This is a genomic window from Pedobacter sp. AC190 (assembly GCF_979258025.1).
Genome location: NZ_OZ409824.1, coordinates 2,915,470 through 2,934,435 on the forward strand (window position 1 = coordinate 2,915,470; position 18,966 = coordinate 2,934,435).

General features: G+C 34.0%; 23 protein-coding genes. 7 read left to right on the forward strand and 16 right to left on the reverse strand.

Annotated elements, in window-relative coordinates:
- Window position 1 precedes the first annotated feature (1 nt).
- The 5 genes from ACZZZI_RS12810 to ACZZZI_RS12830 all read right to left on the reverse strand — a co-directional run bounded on the left by ACZZZI_RS12810 (window position 2) and on the right by ACZZZI_RS12830 (window position 2,565).
- Complete coding sequence (locus tag ACZZZI_RS12810) at window positions 2-580, reverse strand: YdeI/OmpD-associated family protein (protein WP_463489617.1); 579 nt, start codon at window positions 578-580, stop codon at window positions 2-4.
- A gap of 4 nt (window positions 581-584) precedes the next feature.
- The gene (locus ACZZZI_RS12815) at window positions 585-1,043 is read right to left on the reverse strand and encodes an SRPBCC family protein (RefSeq protein WP_316755940.1); all 459 of its coding nucleotides are present in this window, start codon (window positions 1,041-1,043) and stop codon (window positions 585-587) included.
- 10 nt (window positions 1,044-1,053) lie between these two features.
- Entirely contained in the window at window positions 1,054-1,677 is a 624-nt protein-coding gene (locus ACZZZI_RS12820) for a class I SAM-dependent methyltransferase (RefSeq protein WP_316755942.1), read from the reverse strand.
- A gap of 31 nt (window positions 1,678-1,708) precedes the next feature.
- On the reverse strand, window positions 1,709-1,936 hold the full coding sequence (locus ACZZZI_RS12825) for a redox-active disulfide protein 2 (RefSeq protein WP_316755946.1): 228 nt from the start codon (window positions 1,934-1,936) through the stop codon (window positions 1,709-1,711).
- 188 nt (window positions 1,937-2,124) lie between these two features.
- On the reverse strand, window positions 2,125-2,565 hold the full coding sequence (locus tag ACZZZI_RS12830; protein ID WP_463489618.1) for a hypothetical protein: 441 nt from the start codon (window positions 2,563-2,565) through the stop codon (window positions 2,125-2,127).
- A 313-nt stretch (window positions 2,566-2,878) separates the two neighbouring features.
- Between ACZZZI_RS12830 and gcvT the strand changes: the two genes are divergently transcribed.
- The gene (gene gcvT / locus ACZZZI_RS12835; RefSeq protein ID WP_463489619.1) at window positions 2,879-3,958 is read left to right on the forward strand and encodes a glycine cleavage system aminomethyltransferase GcvT; all 1,080 of its coding nucleotides are present in this window, start codon (window positions 2,879-2,881) and stop codon (window positions 3,956-3,958) included.
- 72 nt (window positions 3,959-4,030) lie between these two features.
- Complete coding sequence (locus tag ACZZZI_RS12840; protein ID WP_316755952.1) at window positions 4,031-4,753, forward strand: 2-phosphosulfolactate phosphatase; 723 nt, start codon at window positions 4,031-4,033, stop codon at window positions 4,751-4,753.
- Between the two features lie 46 nt (window positions 4,754-4,799).
- On the opposite strand, the gene ACZZZI_RS12845 is transcribed toward ACZZZI_RS12840, so the two are convergent.
- Together ACZZZI_RS12845 and gldB are read right to left on the reverse strand one after the other, a co-directional pair.
- Window positions 4,800-5,603: a patatin-like phospholipase family protein gene (locus ACZZZI_RS12845; protein ID WP_316755954.1), complete on the reverse strand. Its 804-nt coding sequence runs from the start codon at window positions 5,601-5,603 to the stop codon at window positions 4,800-4,802.
- Window positions 5,604-5,695: 92 nt separating this feature from the next.
- Window positions 5,696-6,730, reverse strand: coding sequence for a gliding motility lipoprotein GldB (gene gldB / locus ACZZZI_RS12850; RefSeq protein WP_463489620.1), 1,035 nt, complete (start codon window positions 6,728-6,730; stop codon window positions 5,696-5,698).
- Between the two features lie 28 nt (window positions 6,731-6,758).
- Here gldB and ACZZZI_RS12855 point away from each other — a divergent pair, with 28 nt between their 5' ends.
- The 3 genes from ACZZZI_RS12855 to ACZZZI_RS12865 all read left to right on the forward strand — a co-directional run bounded on the left by ACZZZI_RS12855 (window position 6,759) and on the right by ACZZZI_RS12865 (window position 9,874).
- Window positions 6,759-7,433: a porin family protein gene (locus ACZZZI_RS12855; protein WP_316755958.1), complete on the forward strand. Its 675-nt coding sequence runs from the start codon at window positions 6,759-6,761 to the stop codon at window positions 7,431-7,433.
- A 35-nt stretch (window positions 7,434-7,468) separates the two neighbouring features.
- Complete coding sequence (locus tag ACZZZI_RS12860; protein ID WP_344766720.1) at window positions 7,469-9,109, forward strand: NAD+ synthase; 1,641 nt, start codon at window positions 7,469-7,471, stop codon at window positions 9,107-9,109.
- A gap of 75 nt (window positions 9,110-9,184) precedes the next feature.
- Window positions 9,185-9,874 (forward strand): response regulator transcription factor, encoded by a 690-nt coding sequence (locus ACZZZI_RS12865; protein ID WP_316755962.1) that lies wholly within the window; start codon window positions 9,185-9,187, stop codon window positions 9,872-9,874.
- A gap of 81 nt (window positions 9,875-9,955) precedes the next feature.
- Here ACZZZI_RS12865 and ACZZZI_RS12870 read toward each other — a convergent pair whose 3' ends face one another.
- From ACZZZI_RS12870 to rsmI, 5 genes are all read right to left on the reverse strand, one after another.
- Window positions 9,956-10,372: an OsmC family protein gene (locus ACZZZI_RS12870; protein WP_316755964.1), complete on the reverse strand. Its 417-nt coding sequence runs from the start codon at window positions 10,370-10,372 to the stop codon at window positions 9,956-9,958.
- A 97-nt stretch (window positions 10,373-10,469) separates the two neighbouring features.
- A complete protein-coding gene (gene lspA / locus ACZZZI_RS12875; protein WP_316755966.1) occupies window positions 10,470-10,991 on the reverse strand; it encodes a signal peptidase II in 522 nt (173 codons plus the stop codon).
- Window positions 10,978-12,612, reverse strand: a complete 1,635-nt coding sequence (lnt, locus tag ACZZZI_RS12880; protein ID WP_316755968.1) for an apolipoprotein N-acyltransferase — start codon at window positions 12,610-12,612, stop codon at window positions 10,978-10,980. Before lnt ends, lspA begins: the two co-directional genes overlap by 14 nt.
- Window positions 12,613-12,706: 94 nt before the next feature.
- Window positions 12,707-13,351 (reverse strand): PH domain-containing protein, encoded by a 645-nt coding sequence (locus ACZZZI_RS12885; protein WP_316755971.1) that lies wholly within the window; start codon window positions 13,349-13,351, stop codon window positions 12,707-12,709.
- Between the two features lie 36 nt (window positions 13,352-13,387).
- A complete protein-coding gene (gene rsmI, locus ACZZZI_RS12890) occupies window positions 13,388-14,104 on the reverse strand; it encodes a 16S rRNA (cytidine(1402)-2'-O)-methyltransferase (RefSeq protein ID WP_316755973.1) in 717 nt (238 codons plus the stop codon).
- A 117-nt stretch (window positions 14,105-14,221) separates the two neighbouring features.
- On the opposite strand from rsmI, the gene serS reads away from it, so the two are divergent.
- Window positions 14,222-15,493: a serine--tRNA ligase gene (gene serS / locus ACZZZI_RS12895; RefSeq protein WP_316755975.1), complete on the forward strand. Its 1,272-nt coding sequence runs from the start codon at window positions 14,222-14,224 to the stop codon at window positions 15,491-15,493.
- A 208-nt stretch (window positions 15,494-15,701) separates the two neighbouring features.
- Here serS and ACZZZI_RS12900 read toward each other — a convergent pair whose 3' ends face one another.
- Together ACZZZI_RS12900 and ACZZZI_RS12905 are read right to left on the reverse strand one after the other, a co-directional pair.
- Complete coding sequence (locus ACZZZI_RS12900) at window positions 15,702-16,016, reverse strand: hypothetical protein (RefSeq protein WP_344766725.1); 315 nt, start codon at window positions 16,014-16,016, stop codon at window positions 15,702-15,704.
- A gap of 95 nt (window positions 16,017-16,111) precedes the next feature.
- Window positions 16,112-16,801, reverse strand: a complete 690-nt coding sequence (locus tag ACZZZI_RS12905) for an SIMPL domain-containing protein (RefSeq protein ID WP_463489621.1) — start codon at window positions 16,799-16,801, stop codon at window positions 16,112-16,114.
- Window positions 16,802-17,031: 230 nt separating this feature from the next.
- On the opposite strand from ACZZZI_RS12905, the gene ACZZZI_RS12910 reads away from it, so the two are divergent.
- Window positions 17,032-17,373: a DUF6370 family protein gene (locus ACZZZI_RS12910; RefSeq protein WP_316755981.1), complete on the forward strand. Its 342-nt coding sequence runs from the start codon at window positions 17,032-17,034 to the stop codon at window positions 17,371-17,373.
- 59 nt (window positions 17,374-17,432) lie between these two features.
- Here the strand turns inward: ACZZZI_RS12910 and ACZZZI_RS12915 are convergent, their stop codons facing one another.
- Both ACZZZI_RS12915 and ACZZZI_RS12920 read right to left on the reverse strand, forming a co-directional pair.
- The gene (locus ACZZZI_RS12915) at window positions 17,433-18,410 is read right to left on the reverse strand and encodes a polysaccharide deacetylase family protein (RefSeq protein WP_316755983.1); all 978 of its coding nucleotides are present in this window, start codon (window positions 18,408-18,410) and stop codon (window positions 17,433-17,435) included.
- A gap of 174 nt (window positions 18,411-18,584) precedes the next feature.
- Window positions 18,585-18,965: a GtrA family protein gene (locus ACZZZI_RS12920; RefSeq protein WP_463489622.1), complete on the reverse strand. Its 381-nt coding sequence runs from the start codon at window positions 18,963-18,965 to the stop codon at window positions 18,585-18,587.
- Window position 18,966: the final 1 nt, after the last annotated feature.

The following is an 18,966-nucleotide window of genomic DNA, read 5'->3' on the forward strand; positions in this document are numbered from 1 at the left end:
ATTAATCATTAAGCCCTTTACCATTGAGAATTTGCGGTATAGATTTCAGAACTCTCGATTCGCGGGTTTTAGATTGTTTCGGAGCAGCAAAATATAACTTATAAGCTCTTTGCCTTCCTGGTGTTAAAGCCTCAAATGCTGTTTTTAATTCTGGTATTGTTTCTAATTTTTGTCGAAATTCTTCAGCGGTTTTAAATTCTTTAGTATCCTTTAAAATAACTTTTAAACCTGCTTTTTCGATCTCGATCGCTTCGTAAATATGAGATTTAAGTATAGGTTCTAAATCGATTATTTCGCGAATATTTGTGAAACGAATTTGACGGGCAGCTTGTACATTTTCCGTTTGTTGAATTAAAATATTGTTTGTGTTTTTTAGTAACGCTCCTTTATTAAAAAGGAGGGCACAGTAGTCCTTAAAATCGTGGATTAAAACAACATTGTTCCCTTGGAAAGTATAGCAAGGACATCCCCATTTTAGCTCTTCAGTAAGTCCACAATCGAGAACTATATTCCTTAATTTTTCAACTTCCTGCTGCCATTTTCCAGCTTTGTTAAAATAAAAATCAACTTTTGGGTTCATTTTATTAAATCATTTTACTTAGTTCAACTTCAAGTCTGTCGAAATTTTCTTCGTTTTTATCTACAACAAACTTTTTTATTTTGGCACATTCTTCTGCAGTTTCGAAAAGCATTTTAAACACAACATTGGTTTTGCCATTGGCAACCTCTTCGAAGGTAGCTAATACCTGAAAAAGCGGTTGAGAATGACGTTTCCAAGCTATTAAATTAGGCACTTCTATTTTAATAAATTCGCATTCATTGTTGTAATTGCCTTTGTCGGGCCCATGCATAATAAAACTCCATGTGCCGCCGACTCTAAAATCGAACTCGTTAAAAGTATTGGTAAAACCATTAGGTCCCCACCAATTTTTTAAATGATTTGGATTGGCCCAAGCTTCAAAAGCCATTTTAATTGGAGCATTAACAACTCTCGAAGTTACAATTTCAGAATCGGGCGTTGTTGATGTAATCTTTGTTATCATTTATTAAGGATTATTTTTTGCGTCCTACAAATCTAATTACTGAGCCTGTTCCATTATGAAACTTTCCTTCGCTTAATTCGATTTCCTTTTCTTCCAGTTCTATAACTTCATAATTAGGAAAGTCTAATTTTATTTCATCTATAGAGAAGAGCGATTCTATATCTTTTGGCCCGCCAACTTTTTCATTTTTAGCTAAGTAATCGAGATGATTTTTGCTAAAAGCTTCGAAAATTATAATACCATCTTTGCTCAAATATTTGTCGAGCATTTGATGAATAGAAGATTTGATATTTGCAGGAAAGTGCGCATAAATTAAGGCAATAACATCAAACTGATTGGTTTGGAAGTTTAGATTTTGAAGTTCTCCAACCTGATAGTCAATTGGTACATTATTTTTGTTAGCCAGTTGAATGGCCTTGTTTTTACCTTCGGCACTGATATCAAAAGCCGAAACTGTCCAGCCTTGTCTAGCAGCAAAGACCGCGTTTCTTCCCTCACCTTCTGCAGCAAAAAGGATTTTACCTGGTTTAAGTTTTTCTAGTTGCTCTTTTAAATAGTTATTAGGCTGTTCGCCATAAGCAAATTCTTCACTGCTATACCTGGCATCCCATCTTTCAAGCCATTCTTGTTTCATACTTTTGCTTGATTATTTGTTAACGTTTTTCCTATTCGGAAATATTTCTTGAATTTAACTCTTTCTTAATTTCTTTCAATGTATTTACGTTAATAATTACAATTGGAAGCAAAGCAATAGGCACAGCATTTAATGCACTAAAGCCTTTCTTAAAGGCTAAAAAAATGTTTACTGCAAAAAGAAATAGTAGCATTCCAGCAAGTATAGCAGTAACTGTTTTTATTGATTTTTGACTTTTTAGCAATTCTTCATTGCTCATCTCAGCGTATCGTTTATTGCTCATCTAAACATTTTATTATCTATTAACTCAATATTTTTAATGGTGCCGACTGGTGCAATTTTTATAGTTTTAGTGCCTTTTGTTAAGTAAAAATAGTAAACACTATTCGAACCAATGATGTAAACATTTTCCGATTCTCCAGTATTGAAATTTATTTTATCATGAAATTACAATCTGTTGTTTTTTATCTTTTCTGAAATGGAATGACCTTTACCAATTCCAATACCAAGAAAAAACGATAGCAAACTGACGGTGATAAATAAGAAAAGCAATCTTGAAAAATGATTTTTAACATGTTCTACAGTTAATGCTTCAGCACCATTTTTTAAACCTGAAATTTTTTGAACCCATTTTTTATTGCTTTTTGCAGATAGAAAGCGAATTATTAAAAATGGCAGTATAAAAAACAGAATTACAGCAGGACCTAACAGAACAGGATTTGCAGTTAAATCGGCGATGGGGCTAATTAAAATATCCATTATGGTAGAATACTTTAAAATATTTATACCAAGCTGGTAATACAATAAACTTTCTTTTAATATGCCCATTAGTACTAAATAGAGATATCCAATTGGAAGTAGATTTTGTATTTTTTCGAGAGTTTTCATTTTTAAGATTGGTGGGTAGATTTCTAATTTATAGCCAAGAAATTTAGGAATGAGACGAATATAAATTTTTCCTGCATTATAACGTAAAATTTAGTTTCTTGGAACAAGGTTTTGTTTTATAAACCCGACAATAATGGAAATACTTTTTGTTGCTGCAGCCCGACAAGTTTACGGTACCAATTACAAAAGATTGTAATAAATGGCGGGACTGCAAAGCCGATGAAATACGAGCTTTCTTTTTCTAAATGCTTTAACATTTTGCCCAAAACATTGCCTTTTTCTTAGTAGTTTTGCCGCCAACTATATATTAAGCATGAAAAATACAGCTTTAACAGAAAAACATATCGCTTTAGGCGCTAAAATGGTTCCTTTTGCAGGCTATAATATGCCTGTAACCTACGAAGGTATTAATGCAGAACATGCAACTGTACGTAATGGTGTTGGTGTTTTTGATGTGAGCCACATGGGCGAATTTATTTTGAAAGGCGAAAATGCTTTAGATTTAATTCAACGCGTTACCAGTAACGATGCATCGAAACTTTACGATGGTAAAGTGCAATATTCTTGCCTGCCAAATAAAGATGGTGGTATTGTTGATGATCTTTTGGTTTATCGTATTGATGATAAAACTTATATGTTGGTTGTAAACGCATCGAACATTGAAAAGGATTGGAATTGGATTCAGAGCTTTAACGATAAAGCTGTAGAAATGCATAATATTTCTGATAAAACTTCTTTATTAGCTATTCAAGGACCAAAAGCTGCTGATGCTTTGCAAAGTTTAACTGATGTAGATTTAGCATCGATGGAGTATTACAGTTTTGTTAAAGGTACTTTTGCTGGCGTAGAAAATGTTATTATTTCTGCTACTGGCTATACTGGTGCAGGTGGTTTCGAAATTTATTTTGAAAACGAGTATGCTGAGAAGATTTGGGATTTAGTTTTTGAAGCTGGAAAATCTTATAACATTAAACCAATTGGTTTAGCTGCCCGCGATACTTTACGTTTAGAAATGGGTTTCTGTTTATATGGAAATGATATTGATGATACGACATCGCCAATTGAGGCTGGTTTAGGTTGGATTACTAAATTCTCTAAACCATTTACAAATTCTGAAGCTTTACAGGCACAAAAAGAAGCAGGTATTCAGCGGAAATTGGTTGGTTTTGAAATGATTGATAGAGGTATTCCTCGTCATGATTATGAAATTGCTGACGCTGACGGAAATATTATTGGTAAGGTAACTTCGGGTACACAAGCGCCATCATTACAAAAAGCAATTGGTATGGGATATGTGGCTAAAGATTTCTCGAAAGAAGGTACAGAGGTTTTTATTAATATCCGTAATACGCCAATTAAAGCCAAAGTAGTTAAGTTCCCTTTTTATAAATAGATTTAAGTATTTACTATCAGGTATCAAAACAAATCATCTTGATACCTGATCTTTATACCCGATACGCAGAACATGTCGAAAAAAATTGAAGTTTGTTTAACGCCTGCACTGATTGATTTATATGATATCGAGCAGAGCATTGTTGTTGTTATTGACATATTAAGGGCAACCTCATCTATTACTTTCGGTATCGAAAACGGTGCTGAAGCCATCATCCCAGTTTCATTAGTGGAAGAATGTTTAGCCTACCAAGAAAAAGGTTATTTGCTGGCTGCAGAACGGAATGGAGAAGTTGTAGAAGGCTATGATTTTGGTAATTCTCCTTTCTCGTACACTAAAGAAAAGGTTGCTGGTAAAACAATTGTTTTAACAACTACTAACGGAACAAAAGCTTTACATCTTGCCAATAAAAGAGCGTATCAGGTGGTTATTGGTTCTTTCTTAAATTTAGATTCGCTTAGCGATTACCTAGCAAGCCAGGATAAAAATGTTTTGCTTTTATGTGCGGGCTGGAAAGATCAGTTTAATTTAGAGGATACTTTATTTGCTGGTGCTGTGGTAAACAAACTACGCAAAAACTTCGAACACTTTGATGATTCTAGCGTTGCTGCTGAAGATTTATATATGCTTGCGAAGGATGATTTAAGGAAATATCTGCATAAGTCATCGCACAGCCATCGTTTGGCGCAACTAAATATTGAGGAAGATGTTGTTTTCTGCCTTCAATTAAATGTTTGTAAAGCGATTCCTGTTTTAGAAGGCGAGCGATTGGTGAAACTTAACCCAAAGCCATAAACTACGCTTTAAAACAAAGCTAACAAAGCTAAATTTGAATATTGAATTACTGCTTAAAAGGCAAAGTCCCTTTCAAGGTATTGGGTGGTATTAATGCTCTGATCTCTGGCGTATTTTTAATTACTTTTAAAGCTTCTTCGTGTGCCAACCAGTAAATATCTTCTGCACGTTTCATATCAAAGGTGCTAATAGCGCCTAAGCCTTTTGGCTCAATCATTACGTTACAGAACTTGGCCTTACGTTCCATATCGTGATTGATCGACATTACGCCAGCTCTTCCCATTAAATTGGTTATTCCTGTAATTTTATCAACTGGTTTTAAATGATTACAAGATGAGCCGATTATAAAATCGCAATCTTCCATTAAAGGTTCAACAGGGAAATTATTTAAAATTCCACCGTCAACATACATTTGCCCATCAATCATTATAGGTTTAAATATACCTGGAATACAGCTCGAAGCATGTATAGAACGGATTAACGGACCTTTGGTGAAGTAAACCAAACGACCTTCACTGAAATTTACCGCTGCTATTGTTAATGGAATTTTTAATTTCTCTATAGAATCTTCTGGAAAATATTCTTTTAAAATTAAGGATGTATTTTCGATGTTAATTAAGCCTAAAGAGCCAACGGCAGGCCGAACAAAACGCCATAATTTAGTTTTAAGGAATATATTTAAACCTTCTTCTGGGTCGATACCTGCTGCGAAAAAAGCGCCAGCAATTGCACCTGCACTAGTACCACTAATCTGGTTAAAAGTAATACCCAAATTGCTGAATGCCTTTAAAACACCCAAATGCGCAATTCCTCTTATTCCTCCGCCAGATAATACAATACCAACTTTCATTTATATAGATTTAGGATCTTCTTTGTATGATTAAACTCTTTAATCCATAAATTGTTACATCAATTTCAGAACCGTCCACTTAAAACGTTAAATTATTTTCTCTTAGGTTTATATTTCGATTTATTTAAAATTTTTTGGGCATCATTTTCTGCCATTAGTTGTTGTAAGGTTATTTTTGGGTTTTCAGCCATATACTTTCTTACAATTTGCCAGCCTGTCCAAACGCCTAATTTAGGTGCAGAATCTCGATTTTCGCCTAAACCTGGCGTAAAAGGTCCATCAGATAAATAAACCTGAATTTTGTGATAATCGGTTTCGTAAAGTAAATTATTCTCCAAAAAATAAGCCCAAATATCCGATTCAAAATTTTGTGTCCAATCTAATTGATTTGATGAGTAGCCAATTTTAGCTGTATCGGCAATATTTTCGGGCAAAACCTGATCTAGAAAATAAAGTATTTTCCCTTGAAATATCATTTTAGATAAAAGTGTTCGATTAGCATCTGGCTCTGGAAAAAGTTCTTCATGTGCAAAAGTTTCAGCAACTCTGGTTACCATGTTTTCGGGCGAAAATCTTCGCGACATGTACATAGGTACACTTTCTATAATGCCTTTATAAAATTTACTGTTTTTGCCCAGAAACATATCTAAGCCTATTCCTATATAATTATCTCCAAGAGGTACCTGATAAGAAAAACCTGATACGAAAGAAATAAACTTTGGTACTTTGGCTTTTGGATAGTAATATTTAATGTATTTAAAAGTTTCAGTTAAGCCAGTTTCTTGTGTATTAAGGTTGGGAAAAACGCTGTCAACTTCTTTCGTTAAATCGATATAAGCCGGGTCTTTAAATAATCCTGAAATTACATAATCGCCAGTAAAATCGGGCGAACCTACCATTTTGTGAATATAGTCATCATAGAAAAAACCGTATTTGTTCGATAGTTGAGATGAAAGTTGTTGCAAGTTTTTGTTTTTGCCCGTAGAAAGCTCTTTATCAAATCTTTCGATTTTTATATCAAGTTTTATATTACTAATATCTGCTCGCTTATTTTGCTTGCAGGAAATAAATGCAAGTGCAAAAAGAAAAATTAGATAAATTTGCCTGCGTTTTACGTTATACTTCATTATACAACAAATATAAAATACATAAGGTATGAAAAGAATAACAACGATTTTTATTTTATCTTTTTTAAGCGCCAGCGTTTGGGCCCAAAATTTTAACGGACCAGGTTTTGGTTTTAGGTTAGGTTTAACTGCAACGCCTACTGTTGGGTGGATAAAACCAGAACAAGGTAAAACCGAAGGCATAGGTTTAGGTTTTTCATATGGATTAATCGGCGACTTTAATTTTGCGCCTAACTATAGTTTTTCTACCGCTTTAACTATAACAACCATTAATGGTAAAAGCACGGAGATAAATGTAAATCCTTATCACATGTCTAGCAGCAATACAAATCCTGTGGGCTACGATTTGAAATATAGAATGCAATACATCGAACTGCCATTAACTATAAAATTGAAAACTTTGAAAACTGATGGAAGAAGGTTTTATGGTCAATTTGGTTTATCAAATGGCTTTAATATAAGTGCCAAGCAAAATGCGGTAAGAAATGGAGCTCAGGTTGGCGATAATCAAAATATTTCTGATTATTCGAGGTTTTACCGTGCTGGTCTTATTATTGGCGGTGGTGGAGAATTCGATGTGTCTGGAAATACCAGTATTATGGCAGGTTTAACTTTTAACAACGGTTTCACTAATATTGTAAAGGATAACAGCAGAAATGTTAAGAATCATTACTTAGCTCTTAACTTTGGATTTTTCTTTTAAGCCGCAACATTTATAATTTTAACAGGTACTCATCAATGAAAATAGCATTAGCGCAGCTCAATTATCACATCGGTAATTTCGAAGCAAATACAGAAAAAATAATCAGCAACATTCAATCTGCAAAAGATAAAGGAGCAGATTTGGTTGTTTTTGCAGAACTTGCCGTTTGTGGTTATCCACCGAGGGATTTTCTTGAATTTGACGATTTTATCTCGCTTTGCGAAAATGCTGCTCAAGATATTGCTAAATATTGTACGGATATTGCCTGTATTATTGGTTTACCAATTAGAAACGATGTTTTGCAAGGTAAAGATTTGTTTAATGCAGCCTATTTTATTGAAGATGGGAAAGTTAAAGCCATTACCAAAAAAGCTTTACTACCTACGTATGATGTTTTTGATGAATACCGTTATTTCGAACCTTCAACTTCGTTTAAGTGTATCGATTTTAAGGGAAAGAAAATTGCTTTAACCATTTGCGAAGACCTTTGGAATATTAATGATAATCCATTGTATGTTTCAAATCCGATGGATGAGTTGATTAAAGAACAGCCTGATGTGATGATTAACATTGCGGCTTCACCATTTTCTTATACGCATGATGATGAACGCATAAAAGTGCTTTCAGATAACGCGAAAAAATATCATTTACCAGTTTTTTATGTAAACCAAGTAGGTGCCCAAACTGAAATTATTTTTGATGGCGGTTCTTTAGTTTTCGATGCAGATGGAGAAATGAAAGCTGAAATGAAGTATTTCGAAGAAGATTTACAGGTTTTCGATTTGACAGAAGTAGAGAATGTTCGCAATAAATATCCTCAAGCAGAACGGTTAACCGATATAGAACAAATTCACGATGCATTAATATTAGGAATTCGAGATTATTTTCAAAAATCAGGATTTAGTAAAGCTGTTTTAGGATTATCGGGAGGAATAGACTCAGCAGTTGTTTGTGCTTTGGCTTGCCGAGCGTTAGGCGCTGAGAATGTTATGGCTGTATTGATGCCTTCTAAGTTCTCTTCTGATCACTCTGTACAAGATGCACTTGACTTAGTGAATAACATTGGCTGCTTACACGAAATTGTGCCTATTAAAGATGCTGCTGTAGCATTCGATAGTATGTTGGCTCCAGCATTTAAAGGTATGCCATTTAATTTAACGGAAGAAAATATACAGGCCAGAATTCGTGGTACTGTTGTTATGGCAATGAGTAATAAGTTTGGCTACATTTTGCTTAACACTTCTAACAAAAGTGAATGTGCTGTTGGTTATGGAACTTTGTATGGCGATATGTGTGGTGCAATTGGTGTAATTGGCGATGTTTATAAAACACAGGTTTTTCAGTTGGCGAAATACATTAACAAGGAGAGAGAATTAATTCCAATCAATACAATTGTTAAACCACCTTCAGCAGAATTAAGGCCCGACCAAAAAGATTCTGACTCGTTACCAGAATACGATATCTTGGATCGAATTTTATATCAGCACATCGAATTAAAACAAGGTTCTGCAGCATTAATTGCTAAAGGTTTCGAGGAAGCGTTAGTTAGAAGAATTTTAAAAATGGTAAATGTAGCTGAATTTAAACGTTACCAAACACCACCAATATTACGTGTTTCGCCAAAAGCATTCGGCATGGGTAGAAGAATGCCAATTGTTGGAAAATATTTAAGCTAGATTAAAAACTTAAGGGCTATTTGCTATCTACTTAATTTTGAGTATTTTGCATGGATCATTTTCTAAATGCGCCTCATGCCTAAAAACTACAAACCCCAGCTTACGCCCGTAATGCGTAATTTAATAGATCTAAATGTAAAGGCATTCGATCAAATGCCAGGGGTTGTAATTATACATGAAACAGTAAATTGGACTGTTGCATACATGAGTGAGCGGGGTTTAAAACAGATCGGACTTTCTTTAGAAGAAGTTTGCTCATTGACAAGTACAGAATATTACAGCAGATTTTTTAATGCAGAGGATGCCAAAGATTATGTTCCAAAAATCGGTGCTTTTATGCACGGTAATAATCTGGAAGATACGTTAAGTTATTACCAGCAATTAAAGTTTCCTGGAAAAGATAATTGGCAGTGGCACTTATCAAGTACAAAAATATTTTTACGCGATGAGAACGATAAACCTCTTTTGTCGATTACAATTTCTATACCGATAGATGCAATGCACCACATGGCTGCAAAAGCAGATCGGCTTTTGAAAGAAAATGATTTTCTGCGGAAAAATTACACCAATTTTTCGAAATTAAGTAAACGCGAAAAAACCATATTAAAAGAAATTGCTTTAGGTAAAAGTTCTATCGAGATAGCAGAAGAATTACATATTTCTCCAACTACGGTAGATACTCATCGAAGAAATGTTAGAGATAAATTAAGAACGAAATCGTCTTTCGAGATTTCGCAATACGCTAGAGCGTTCGACTTGATTTAGTTGTGCAAATTAAATTATCGAATTGAACTTGTTGAAATTTTTATTATCCAGCAAGCTCAATTCGATTATTATATAAAAAAATTATACTAAAGTAGCATCCACAGAAATTGTGGTATCTAATAATTTAGAAATCGGGCAATTTTTTTCAGCATCTGCAACTAGCTCATCAAATTTTTCTTTTGATAAACCTGGAACAGTAGCCGTTAATGTTAAATGAGATTCAGTTATTTTACCTTGTGCAGGGTCTAAATTAATTACACATTTAGTTTCTAAGTTCTCAGCGGTAAATCCAGCCTCATCAATTTTAAATGATAATGCCATTGTGAAACAGCCAGCGTGTGCTGCTGCAACTAACTCTTCAGGATTTGTGCCTACACCTTCTTCGAAGCGAGAACCAAATGAGTATTGGGTGTTGTTTAATGTTGTACTTTGGGTAGTTAAATTACCTTTACCTTCTTTACCAGATCCTTGCCATACGGCTGTTGCATTTCTTTTCATTGGATTTTATTTTTGGTTGATTTTAGATTCTTAACACATAAAGATAATTATATGTTTGTTTATAAAATGCAATTAAAATATTAAGAATTTGTTGGCACTATTCAACTTCAGTTTGCAAAGGCTCTGGTTTGTTAATTTTCCCTTTTATCGATTGGATAAGCAAAATAATAACACCAATCATAATAGAAACATCGGCAAAATTGAAAACACCTGTTTGAAAAATATGAAAATCCATGTGCATAAAATCGGTTACCGAACCGTGTACAATTCTATCGTACAAATTGCCAATTCCACCACCAACCAGGCAACATACCGCAATTTGGAAAGTTATAGGCAAATTTGGTTTGCTAAATAGAAAGTATAAACCATAACCCAAAAAAAGTAAGGGAAGACCTGTTAAAATAATTAACCTAAAAATATAAGGCATTTGGTCGCCCAGGCTTAAAAAGGCGCCACTGTTTTCTACTTTTGTAAGCGTAAATCTATCTTTTATTATGCTGATATGTTCGTATTCACTTATTCTTTCGCGAACAATATTTTTAGTGATTTGATCGCAACCAAAGTTTATGGTTAGCAATAATACTAATACAGACCAGCGAAGATTTTTAAACTGTAGCATGTTTAGGTTTTTTTATCCATTTTTTATATGGAATAATAAGTGCTAATATAACGGCTAAAGCGCTTAATAATTTTGCAATAACATCGCCACTTTTTACGTAAAACGTTATTTCGTCATTAAGGCTGATATCAGCCTTAATCGCGGTTCTTGTCCACCATTTGGTTTTCTGTGTAACATCGCCACGTTGATTAATAAAACAAGAAATTCCAGTATTTGCAGAACGAGCAACATCTCGATGGGTTTCTATCGCCCTTAATTTTGCATACATTTCATGCTGATCTTTGCCTGATGTATTTCCCCACCAGCCATCATTTGTAATAATTGCAATAAACTGTGCTCCATCTTTAACTTGCTGCCCAATCCAATCGCCCCACAAACTTTCGTAACATACAACAGGTGCGGCACCAATTCCACTTTGTGCATATAATACGCTTGGTTTTTCTTGCCAGCCCCAACCACTTACACTTCCGCCAAGTTGAGAAAACACACCATCCATAAAAGAAAATACTTTAGGAAAAGGCATTTTTTCTGCACCTGGCACTAGTTTCGATTTATGGTAGAACTGAACATTTGCTGAGTTTTCTACCTGCATTGCAGAATTAAAATTGTCGTAATAAAAACCTCTATCCGGTGCATATTTTGCAGAAATGGTTCTCTTATCAGGATAAATTTTAATGCTTTCAATACCAGTAATTAACGTTCCATTTTTATATCTGCTTAAAAAATTTTGTAACGTTAAAAAATCAGGATTACTTCGAATTCGATCTTCATCCGAATAATTTGGAATTGCTGTTTCTGGCCAGATAAAATATTCTGTATTGATTTGCCCGATAGAATCGGATAAATGTGTTAAAATTTGAATTTGTTCAGCAGCAGGAATATTTTCTAATTTCTGGTAAGGATCTATGTTGGGTTGAACAACAACAACATTACTTGGCGTGCCTTTTTCTTCGAAGTTGAGATATTTTATTACTGATATTCCAATTGGAATAATAACAATTAAAGCCCAAAAGCCGAAGGTTCTAAACCGCAAATAGCCAGTTTGTGTTTTAAGTTTTTTATAAGCTTCGAAGGCTAAAATATTGCTTACTAAAATCCAAAGTGAACCGCCATAAACACCTGTGTAATCGTACCATTGTGCCAATTGGTGCATTCCTGCAAGTCCGTTGCCTAAAGTCATCCAGGGAAAGGCCAAATCCCAGGTTTGTTGCAAATATTCTAAACCAATATAAAAGGAAACCAAGCCCAAATAAGCAATATTCTTACTTGTATATTTTGATAATCGGTAATACAACCAAAATGAAAAAGTCATTAATAATGCCCCCAAACCGTAAGGGATTAACGAAACAGGTATAGCAACTACGGTTCCATTGTATGCACTTATTGCATTATAAACCCAATAAATTGATGCTGTATTCCAGATCAAAAAGGTTAAGCCTGCGGTTAAGAAAATCCTTTTACCTTGTTTTTTTATCTTTTCTGTTGAGATATTTTCTAACGCAATAAATAATGGAACCAGCGCAATTAATAGCAAAGGTGTTGTAAAGGGCATTGGTGGCCAGGCTAGCCAAAGTAAAAATGCGCTGAGTAAGGCAAGGAGGTAGGTTTGTGTTTTATTCATAATTTAGCCTGATTAGGCAAAATGTCATATTGAACTTGTAGAAGGATTATAATGCGTTTCAACAAGTTCAAAGTGACAGCAAAGACAGCTAGTTTTACAAACTATCTAAAATGTTTGCTTTTTTAGCTTCGTACTCTTCTTGAGTGATTAAATGTTTATCGTATAGAGTTTTTAACTTACGTAATTTCAAAGTTGTTTCATCTTCTGGTTCTTCTACAACTTCGGCAATTTGAATGGGTTCTGGTTCAATAATTTCTATTGGGGCAACATTAACAAACGGCTGCGGTGTAGGAACAGATGGAGACGCCATTGCACGGTTTTCTTCTAGTTTCTGCTGGTGCAATAATTCTTTATAAGCTTCTAACTGTTCGTTAGCAGCTTGATGTAGTTTTCTAGCTTGCACTTTTGGAATAAATTCTGTTACAATATTTTCGCCATGCTGCGGAACACATATAAATTTCGAACCGAAAAACTCTTCTTTAAAAGAAACTTCCTTAATGCTTTTCCAAGAAATATCTTTGAAATTCATGGTTAAGCCTAAGTTACCTGGCTCGCAATAAAAAATCCTTTTATTAGAAATGGCAATGCTGTCTGGTAACAAGTTTACTGCAGGTTTTTTCTGCACTGCTAAGTACAAAATTTCTTCGCCAGTGGTTAAAAGGTCGTTTAATTTTCCAATAACTTTTTCAACCGCTTTTGGGTCTTGTTCGTCACTTAAAAATCTATCTATGCTAATCATAATATTTTTAAAATTGAATATTGTTAATTTAAAATGCTAATCTTCATCAACATCATTATATTTATTTTTGTTCTTTGTTGCAATCTTACCTGCAATGCAAATTACAAATTCTCCTTTTAAAGTATTGTTTTCGAAATGTGATTTTATTTCTACCAAAGTGCCACGAACGGTTTCCTCAAACATTTTGGTTAGTTCTCTACTTACTGATGCTTGCCTATCTGCGCCTAAATATTGTGCAAACTCTTCTAAAGTTTTTAATAAACGATGCGGACTTTCGTAAAGTATAATTGTACGTTCTTCTTCTGCAAGTTTCTTAAATTTGGTCTGTCTGCCTTTTTTTACAGGTAAAAATCCTTCAAAACAAAAAGCATCGGCAGGTAAGCCAGAATTTACCAAAGCAGGTACAAAAGCTGTTGCACCAGGTAAACATTCTACTGCAATATCATTTTTTATCGCTTCGCGGACAAGGAAAAAACCAGGATCAGAAATGGCAGGTGTTCCTGCATCGGAAATTAAGGCAATTTTTTGACCTTCATTTAAAAATTTAATAATCTCTGAAGTTGCCTTATGTTCGTTATGCTGATGATGCGAAAATACCTTTTTATCGATGCCAAAATGTTTAAGCATCGGAGCGCTTGTTCGGGTATCTTCCGCCAGAATTAAATCACATTCCTTCAAAATACGGATCGCCCTAAAGGTCATATCCTCTAAATTACCAATCGGGGTTGGTACCAGAAACAGTTTTCCATCCATATTTTTTATATACTCATTATTGCGAGGAGGAACGGCGAAGCAATCTTTTTGGAGAGAGATTGCCGCACTACGTTCGCAATGACGACTTAATTATTATCTTTGTGAAAAAATTAAATAATGCTGCAAGTTAACTATATCCGCGAAAATAGAGAGAAAGTTTTAGAACGATTAAGTATTCGTAACTTTAAACAACCTGAGTTGGTTGATGAGATCATTAAAATTGATGAAGAACGCCGCTCCACTCAAACTTCGTTGGATAATCTTTCTGCTGAAGCAAATGCAGCCGCTAAACAAATTGGCGACTTAATGCGTACAGGGAAAAAGGAAGAAGCTGAAGCAATTAAGTTACAAACAGCATCTCATAAGGAGAGTATTAAAAATCTTACCGAGAAATTAAATGAGCTCGAAACTGCTCAGTTTAATTTAGTTGTTCAGTTACCAAATTTACCATACGATTTAGTACAAAAAGGCTCTACTGCTGAAGAAAATGAAGTGGTTTACCTACATGGTACACCTGCAGAATTGCCTGTAAAAGCTTTACCACATTGGGAATTGGCTGCTAAATATGATATTATCGATTTCGAACTCGGTGTTAAAATAACTGGAGCAGGTTTTCCTGTATACAAGGGAAAAGGAGCGAGGTTGCAACGTGCTCTAATTAATTTCTTTTTAGATCATGCTATTGAGGCAGGTTATAAAGAAATGCAAGTTCCACATTTAGTAAATGCTGCATCGGGTTTTGGTACTGGTCAGTTACCAGATAAAGAAGGGCAAATGTATCATTCAACTGTTGATGATTTATACTTGATTCCAACGGCTGAAGTTCCAGTTACGAATTTATACCGCGATGTTATCGTTAAAGAAGAAGATTTGCCAATTAAGAATACAGCTTATACGCCTTGTTTCCGTAGGGAGGCAGGTTCTTATGGCGCTCATGTTCGCGGTTTAAATCGCCTGCACCAATTCGATAAAGTTGAAGTTGTACAAATTACGCATCCAGATAAATCTTACGAAACATTGGAAGAGATGAGCAAATATGTTCAATCTCTATTGAAAGAATTAGGTTTGCACTATCGTGTTTTACGCTTGTGTGGTGGCGATATGGGTTTCACTTCGGCAATGACATACGATATGGAAGTTTGGAGCGGAGCACAAGAACGTTGGTTGGAAGTGTCTTCGGTTTCAAACTTCGAAACCTATCAGGCAAACCGTTTAAAGCTTCGTTTTAAAGGAAAAGAAGGAAAGGCCCAATTGGCGCATTCATTAAATGGAAGTGCTTTAGCATTACCTCGAATAGTTGCTTCTATTTTAGAAAACTATCAAACAGAAAACGGAATTAAAATTCCTGAAGCTTTAGTGAAATATACGGGTTTCGATATTATTGATTAAGAACATTTATCGATCTCGTCATTGCGAGGTACGAAGCAATCTTAAAAAAGTAGCTTTTTTTTGCTTTAGGATTGCTTCGTACCTCGCAATGACGGAAATTTAGCCTTAATGTGTGTCCTCATAGAAAAAATTATAACCCCAAAAAAAAAGCTTTGCAGCAATGCAAAGCTTTTTCGTTTATATATAGATAGATGTGATGTATTCTTGATTATAAAATCAAAATCAATAATAAAATGATGATGATGATAGCACCTACTGAAAGGTAAACGCCTCCAGAAACTGCACGAGCTTGGTTTTTTAATTCTTTTAACTCGCTACGCAAAGCTTTACGCTCAGCCTTAGTTAAGTTAGATTTATCCATCTCTCTAATTTCCTCAACACGCGTTTTTATTTTCTCTAATTTTACAGTTTCTTCTGCTGTTAATTCTGTTGGGTTTTTAGCTGGTTTGTTTGCTGCTTGAGCAGAATTAAAACTAATGCCTAAAGTGAAAATAAGGGCTAAAGTGTAAATGAATTTTTTCATAATATTTAAATTTTTAGTGTTCGATGGTAACTTAACAAAAAACCTACCAAAATGTTCTGGTAGGTTGTAAAAAGCGTTAATTAAAATGTTAAATATTACTTAATCTCGAAAACCGCATTAACAGTGAAGTTTAACTTTATTTTTTTAAAATCAATTTCAGGAGCTGTATCAGCAGATTCGGCCATTGCCGATTTCATCATATAGTTTCTGTAAACAGGTTGTATTACATTGTCTCCACCATCTTGTATATCAATTACACCACCTAATTTTTCGCCTAGCGCTTCTACCATATAAACAGCTTTTTCTTTTGCAGCTAAAAGCGCTTTAATTTTTAAGTCTTTTTTTAAGCTTTCAATTTTCGAATAATCATAACTTTCAATGTTTGTACTGGCAATTCCTTTAGCATCGATTGCCTCTAAAATTGTATTAAACTTGTTAAGATCACTAACTTTCAAACGGTATTGTTTGCTTGCTAAAAAATCAGGGTTTTTCTTTTTCTCTGTAGCATAATTCCAACTGCTTAGGTTACTTACTGTTAAGTTTTCTTTTGCAATTCCTTCTTTTTGAACAGCTGCATACAATTGTTTTTCTAACTCGGTAATTTCTGTTTTTTTCTTTCCATTTAAATACTCTTTAAGCGAAATTCCAATGTAAATAATATCGGGCGTAACTTCGGTTTCTGCCGAACCGCTAACATTAATTTTCTTGCGTAAATCTACTTGTTGTGCCATGGCGGTTGATAAACCTAAAAATGCAACGAATGCAATTGCTATTAACTTTTTCATAATTCTGTTTTTCTTTGTGTGTGTTGTAATGATGTAAATCCAAAGCAAATTCCACACCGAGTTTAAATTTTTTTTAAAAACGCTGTAAATAATCGCCCAGCATTTGCTGATTTAGAAGATGATTAAATTATCAGCATTGAATGCTAAGGCTTTCATTTCTAAGTTTATTTTACAAAATACAGTAATTATTTTGCTGGCTAAAAACCTACATTTATAAAAAAATAAAATTCATGAAAAACTTATTCTTTGCAATGTTTATTAGTGTATTTGCTTTTGCTGCAAATGCTCAAACTGCACAAAAAAAAGCATCAACAAATAAAGTAATAACGAAACAGGTGGTAGATATTGCTTGTGGAGAGTGCCAATTTAAAATGAAAGGCAAAGACTGCGAACTGGCCATCAAAATCGATGGTAAACCTTATTTTGTTGATGGTAAAAATATCGATGATTTCGGCGATGCACATGGCGAACATGGTTTTTGTAATGCAGTAAGCAAAGCAGAAGTGACTGGCGAAATTGTAAATAACCGCTTTAAAGCAAGTGCAATTACTTTGCTACCTGTTAAGAAATAAATTTTTTATTTTGAAGGATAAACACAGCATGAGTTTTATATATTCTTATAATAGATAAGCTAAAACTCCTTTTCTAAACCCTGTCTTAAATCAAACAAAAGCCATTGTTTGTTTTGAACATCAGCCTGCTTATTTTTTAATAATTGAATAAAATCTTTTACACCAATTTCTTCGTTACCATTGCCATGAATAAGTACAATGCTGCCAGCATTTGGTTGCTGACCTTTAGCTAACCATGCATCACTTCCAATAGGAATTAATCCATACTGTTCTATTTTCTGAACTATTGTTTTATCCGATACCAAACCAGGGAAACGAAAAAAAACCGAAGGAACTAAACCATTCTTAAGCATCAGCTTCTCGTTTTCTAAAACTTCAATATCTAAATTCGTTCCCGATGCTAAAAGAAAGTTCTCTGCTAACGGCAGATTATTTACTTCATGATTATAAGAGTGATTTACCCAAGTAATGTTCAATTCTTTCTTCTCCACCAAATTTTTCAACCAGCTTAAATCATTTTGGTGTTTTAAAATCCACTTACCAGAAACTGAAACAGCGAGTGGAGCTGGCTGCTCTATCTTTTTAAATTCATCAAAAACCGATTGAAAAATAATCCGATCTAAATCCTTATGAGAGGGACAGAGATCAATTGTTAAAGCAATTCCTTTTTCGTTAGGAATAGAATGATCTATCCCTGCATTTTGTAGTTGAATATCTTTTTCAGCAGCTTCTTCTAAAGATTTTATATATACTGTGTTTTTAAAAATCGCTAACACGTTACCATACTCTAAATTGTTTAGTGAATAGTTATCCGCCAAATCAACCTTAGTATTTAAAGTTTGTGTATTAACCAATAATAAATATTTCTGATTATTATTTATAAAACTTCGAATGGCTAATAGCTTTTCATCTCCTTTGGCCGCTAATGAGTAGTTTACTTTATAACGTTTAATAGCATCGAAATTCTGTGCAAAAAGATTACCTGAGCATAAGCATATCAAAGAAATTGCGCTGAGCAGCGTTTTAGATAATTCCATATTCCTTATTTAAAATCTTTCTAATTTATCTTAAATCCTTTATCTTTACCATTAAGGTAATGAATAAAGAAAAAGTAAAATTATGGTTTAAACGTGTAGGATTAATTGGTTTCCTATTCTTCCTAATTAAGGGCTTGGTTTGGCTTGTTGTATTCTACTTTATTGGCAAAAACGTTACTTAAACGTAAATAACATATTCGCCAAAAAATTCCATACAAATACAATTAAAATTGCAAAACATTTAGCTACATAAAAATTTGTTCCGTTTTTACGTTGATGAAAAAGGTAAATTATAAATGTATTTAAGCCTAAGCCAATTAAACTTACTATTAAAAATTTACTAAACTCAGTTCCCCAATGAGCGTTGGTACTTTGGAAAGTCCAAACGCGATTTATTAAGTAATTATTAGTTACAGCTAATGTAAAACCAATTGCATTGGAAATGTATTTATCAATTTTTAATTTCTCTTTACAAAGCCATGTCGCACCAAAATCTATTGCCATGCCTAAAAGGCCAGTCAATCCAAATTTTATAATGCGAAAAATTAAATCCATA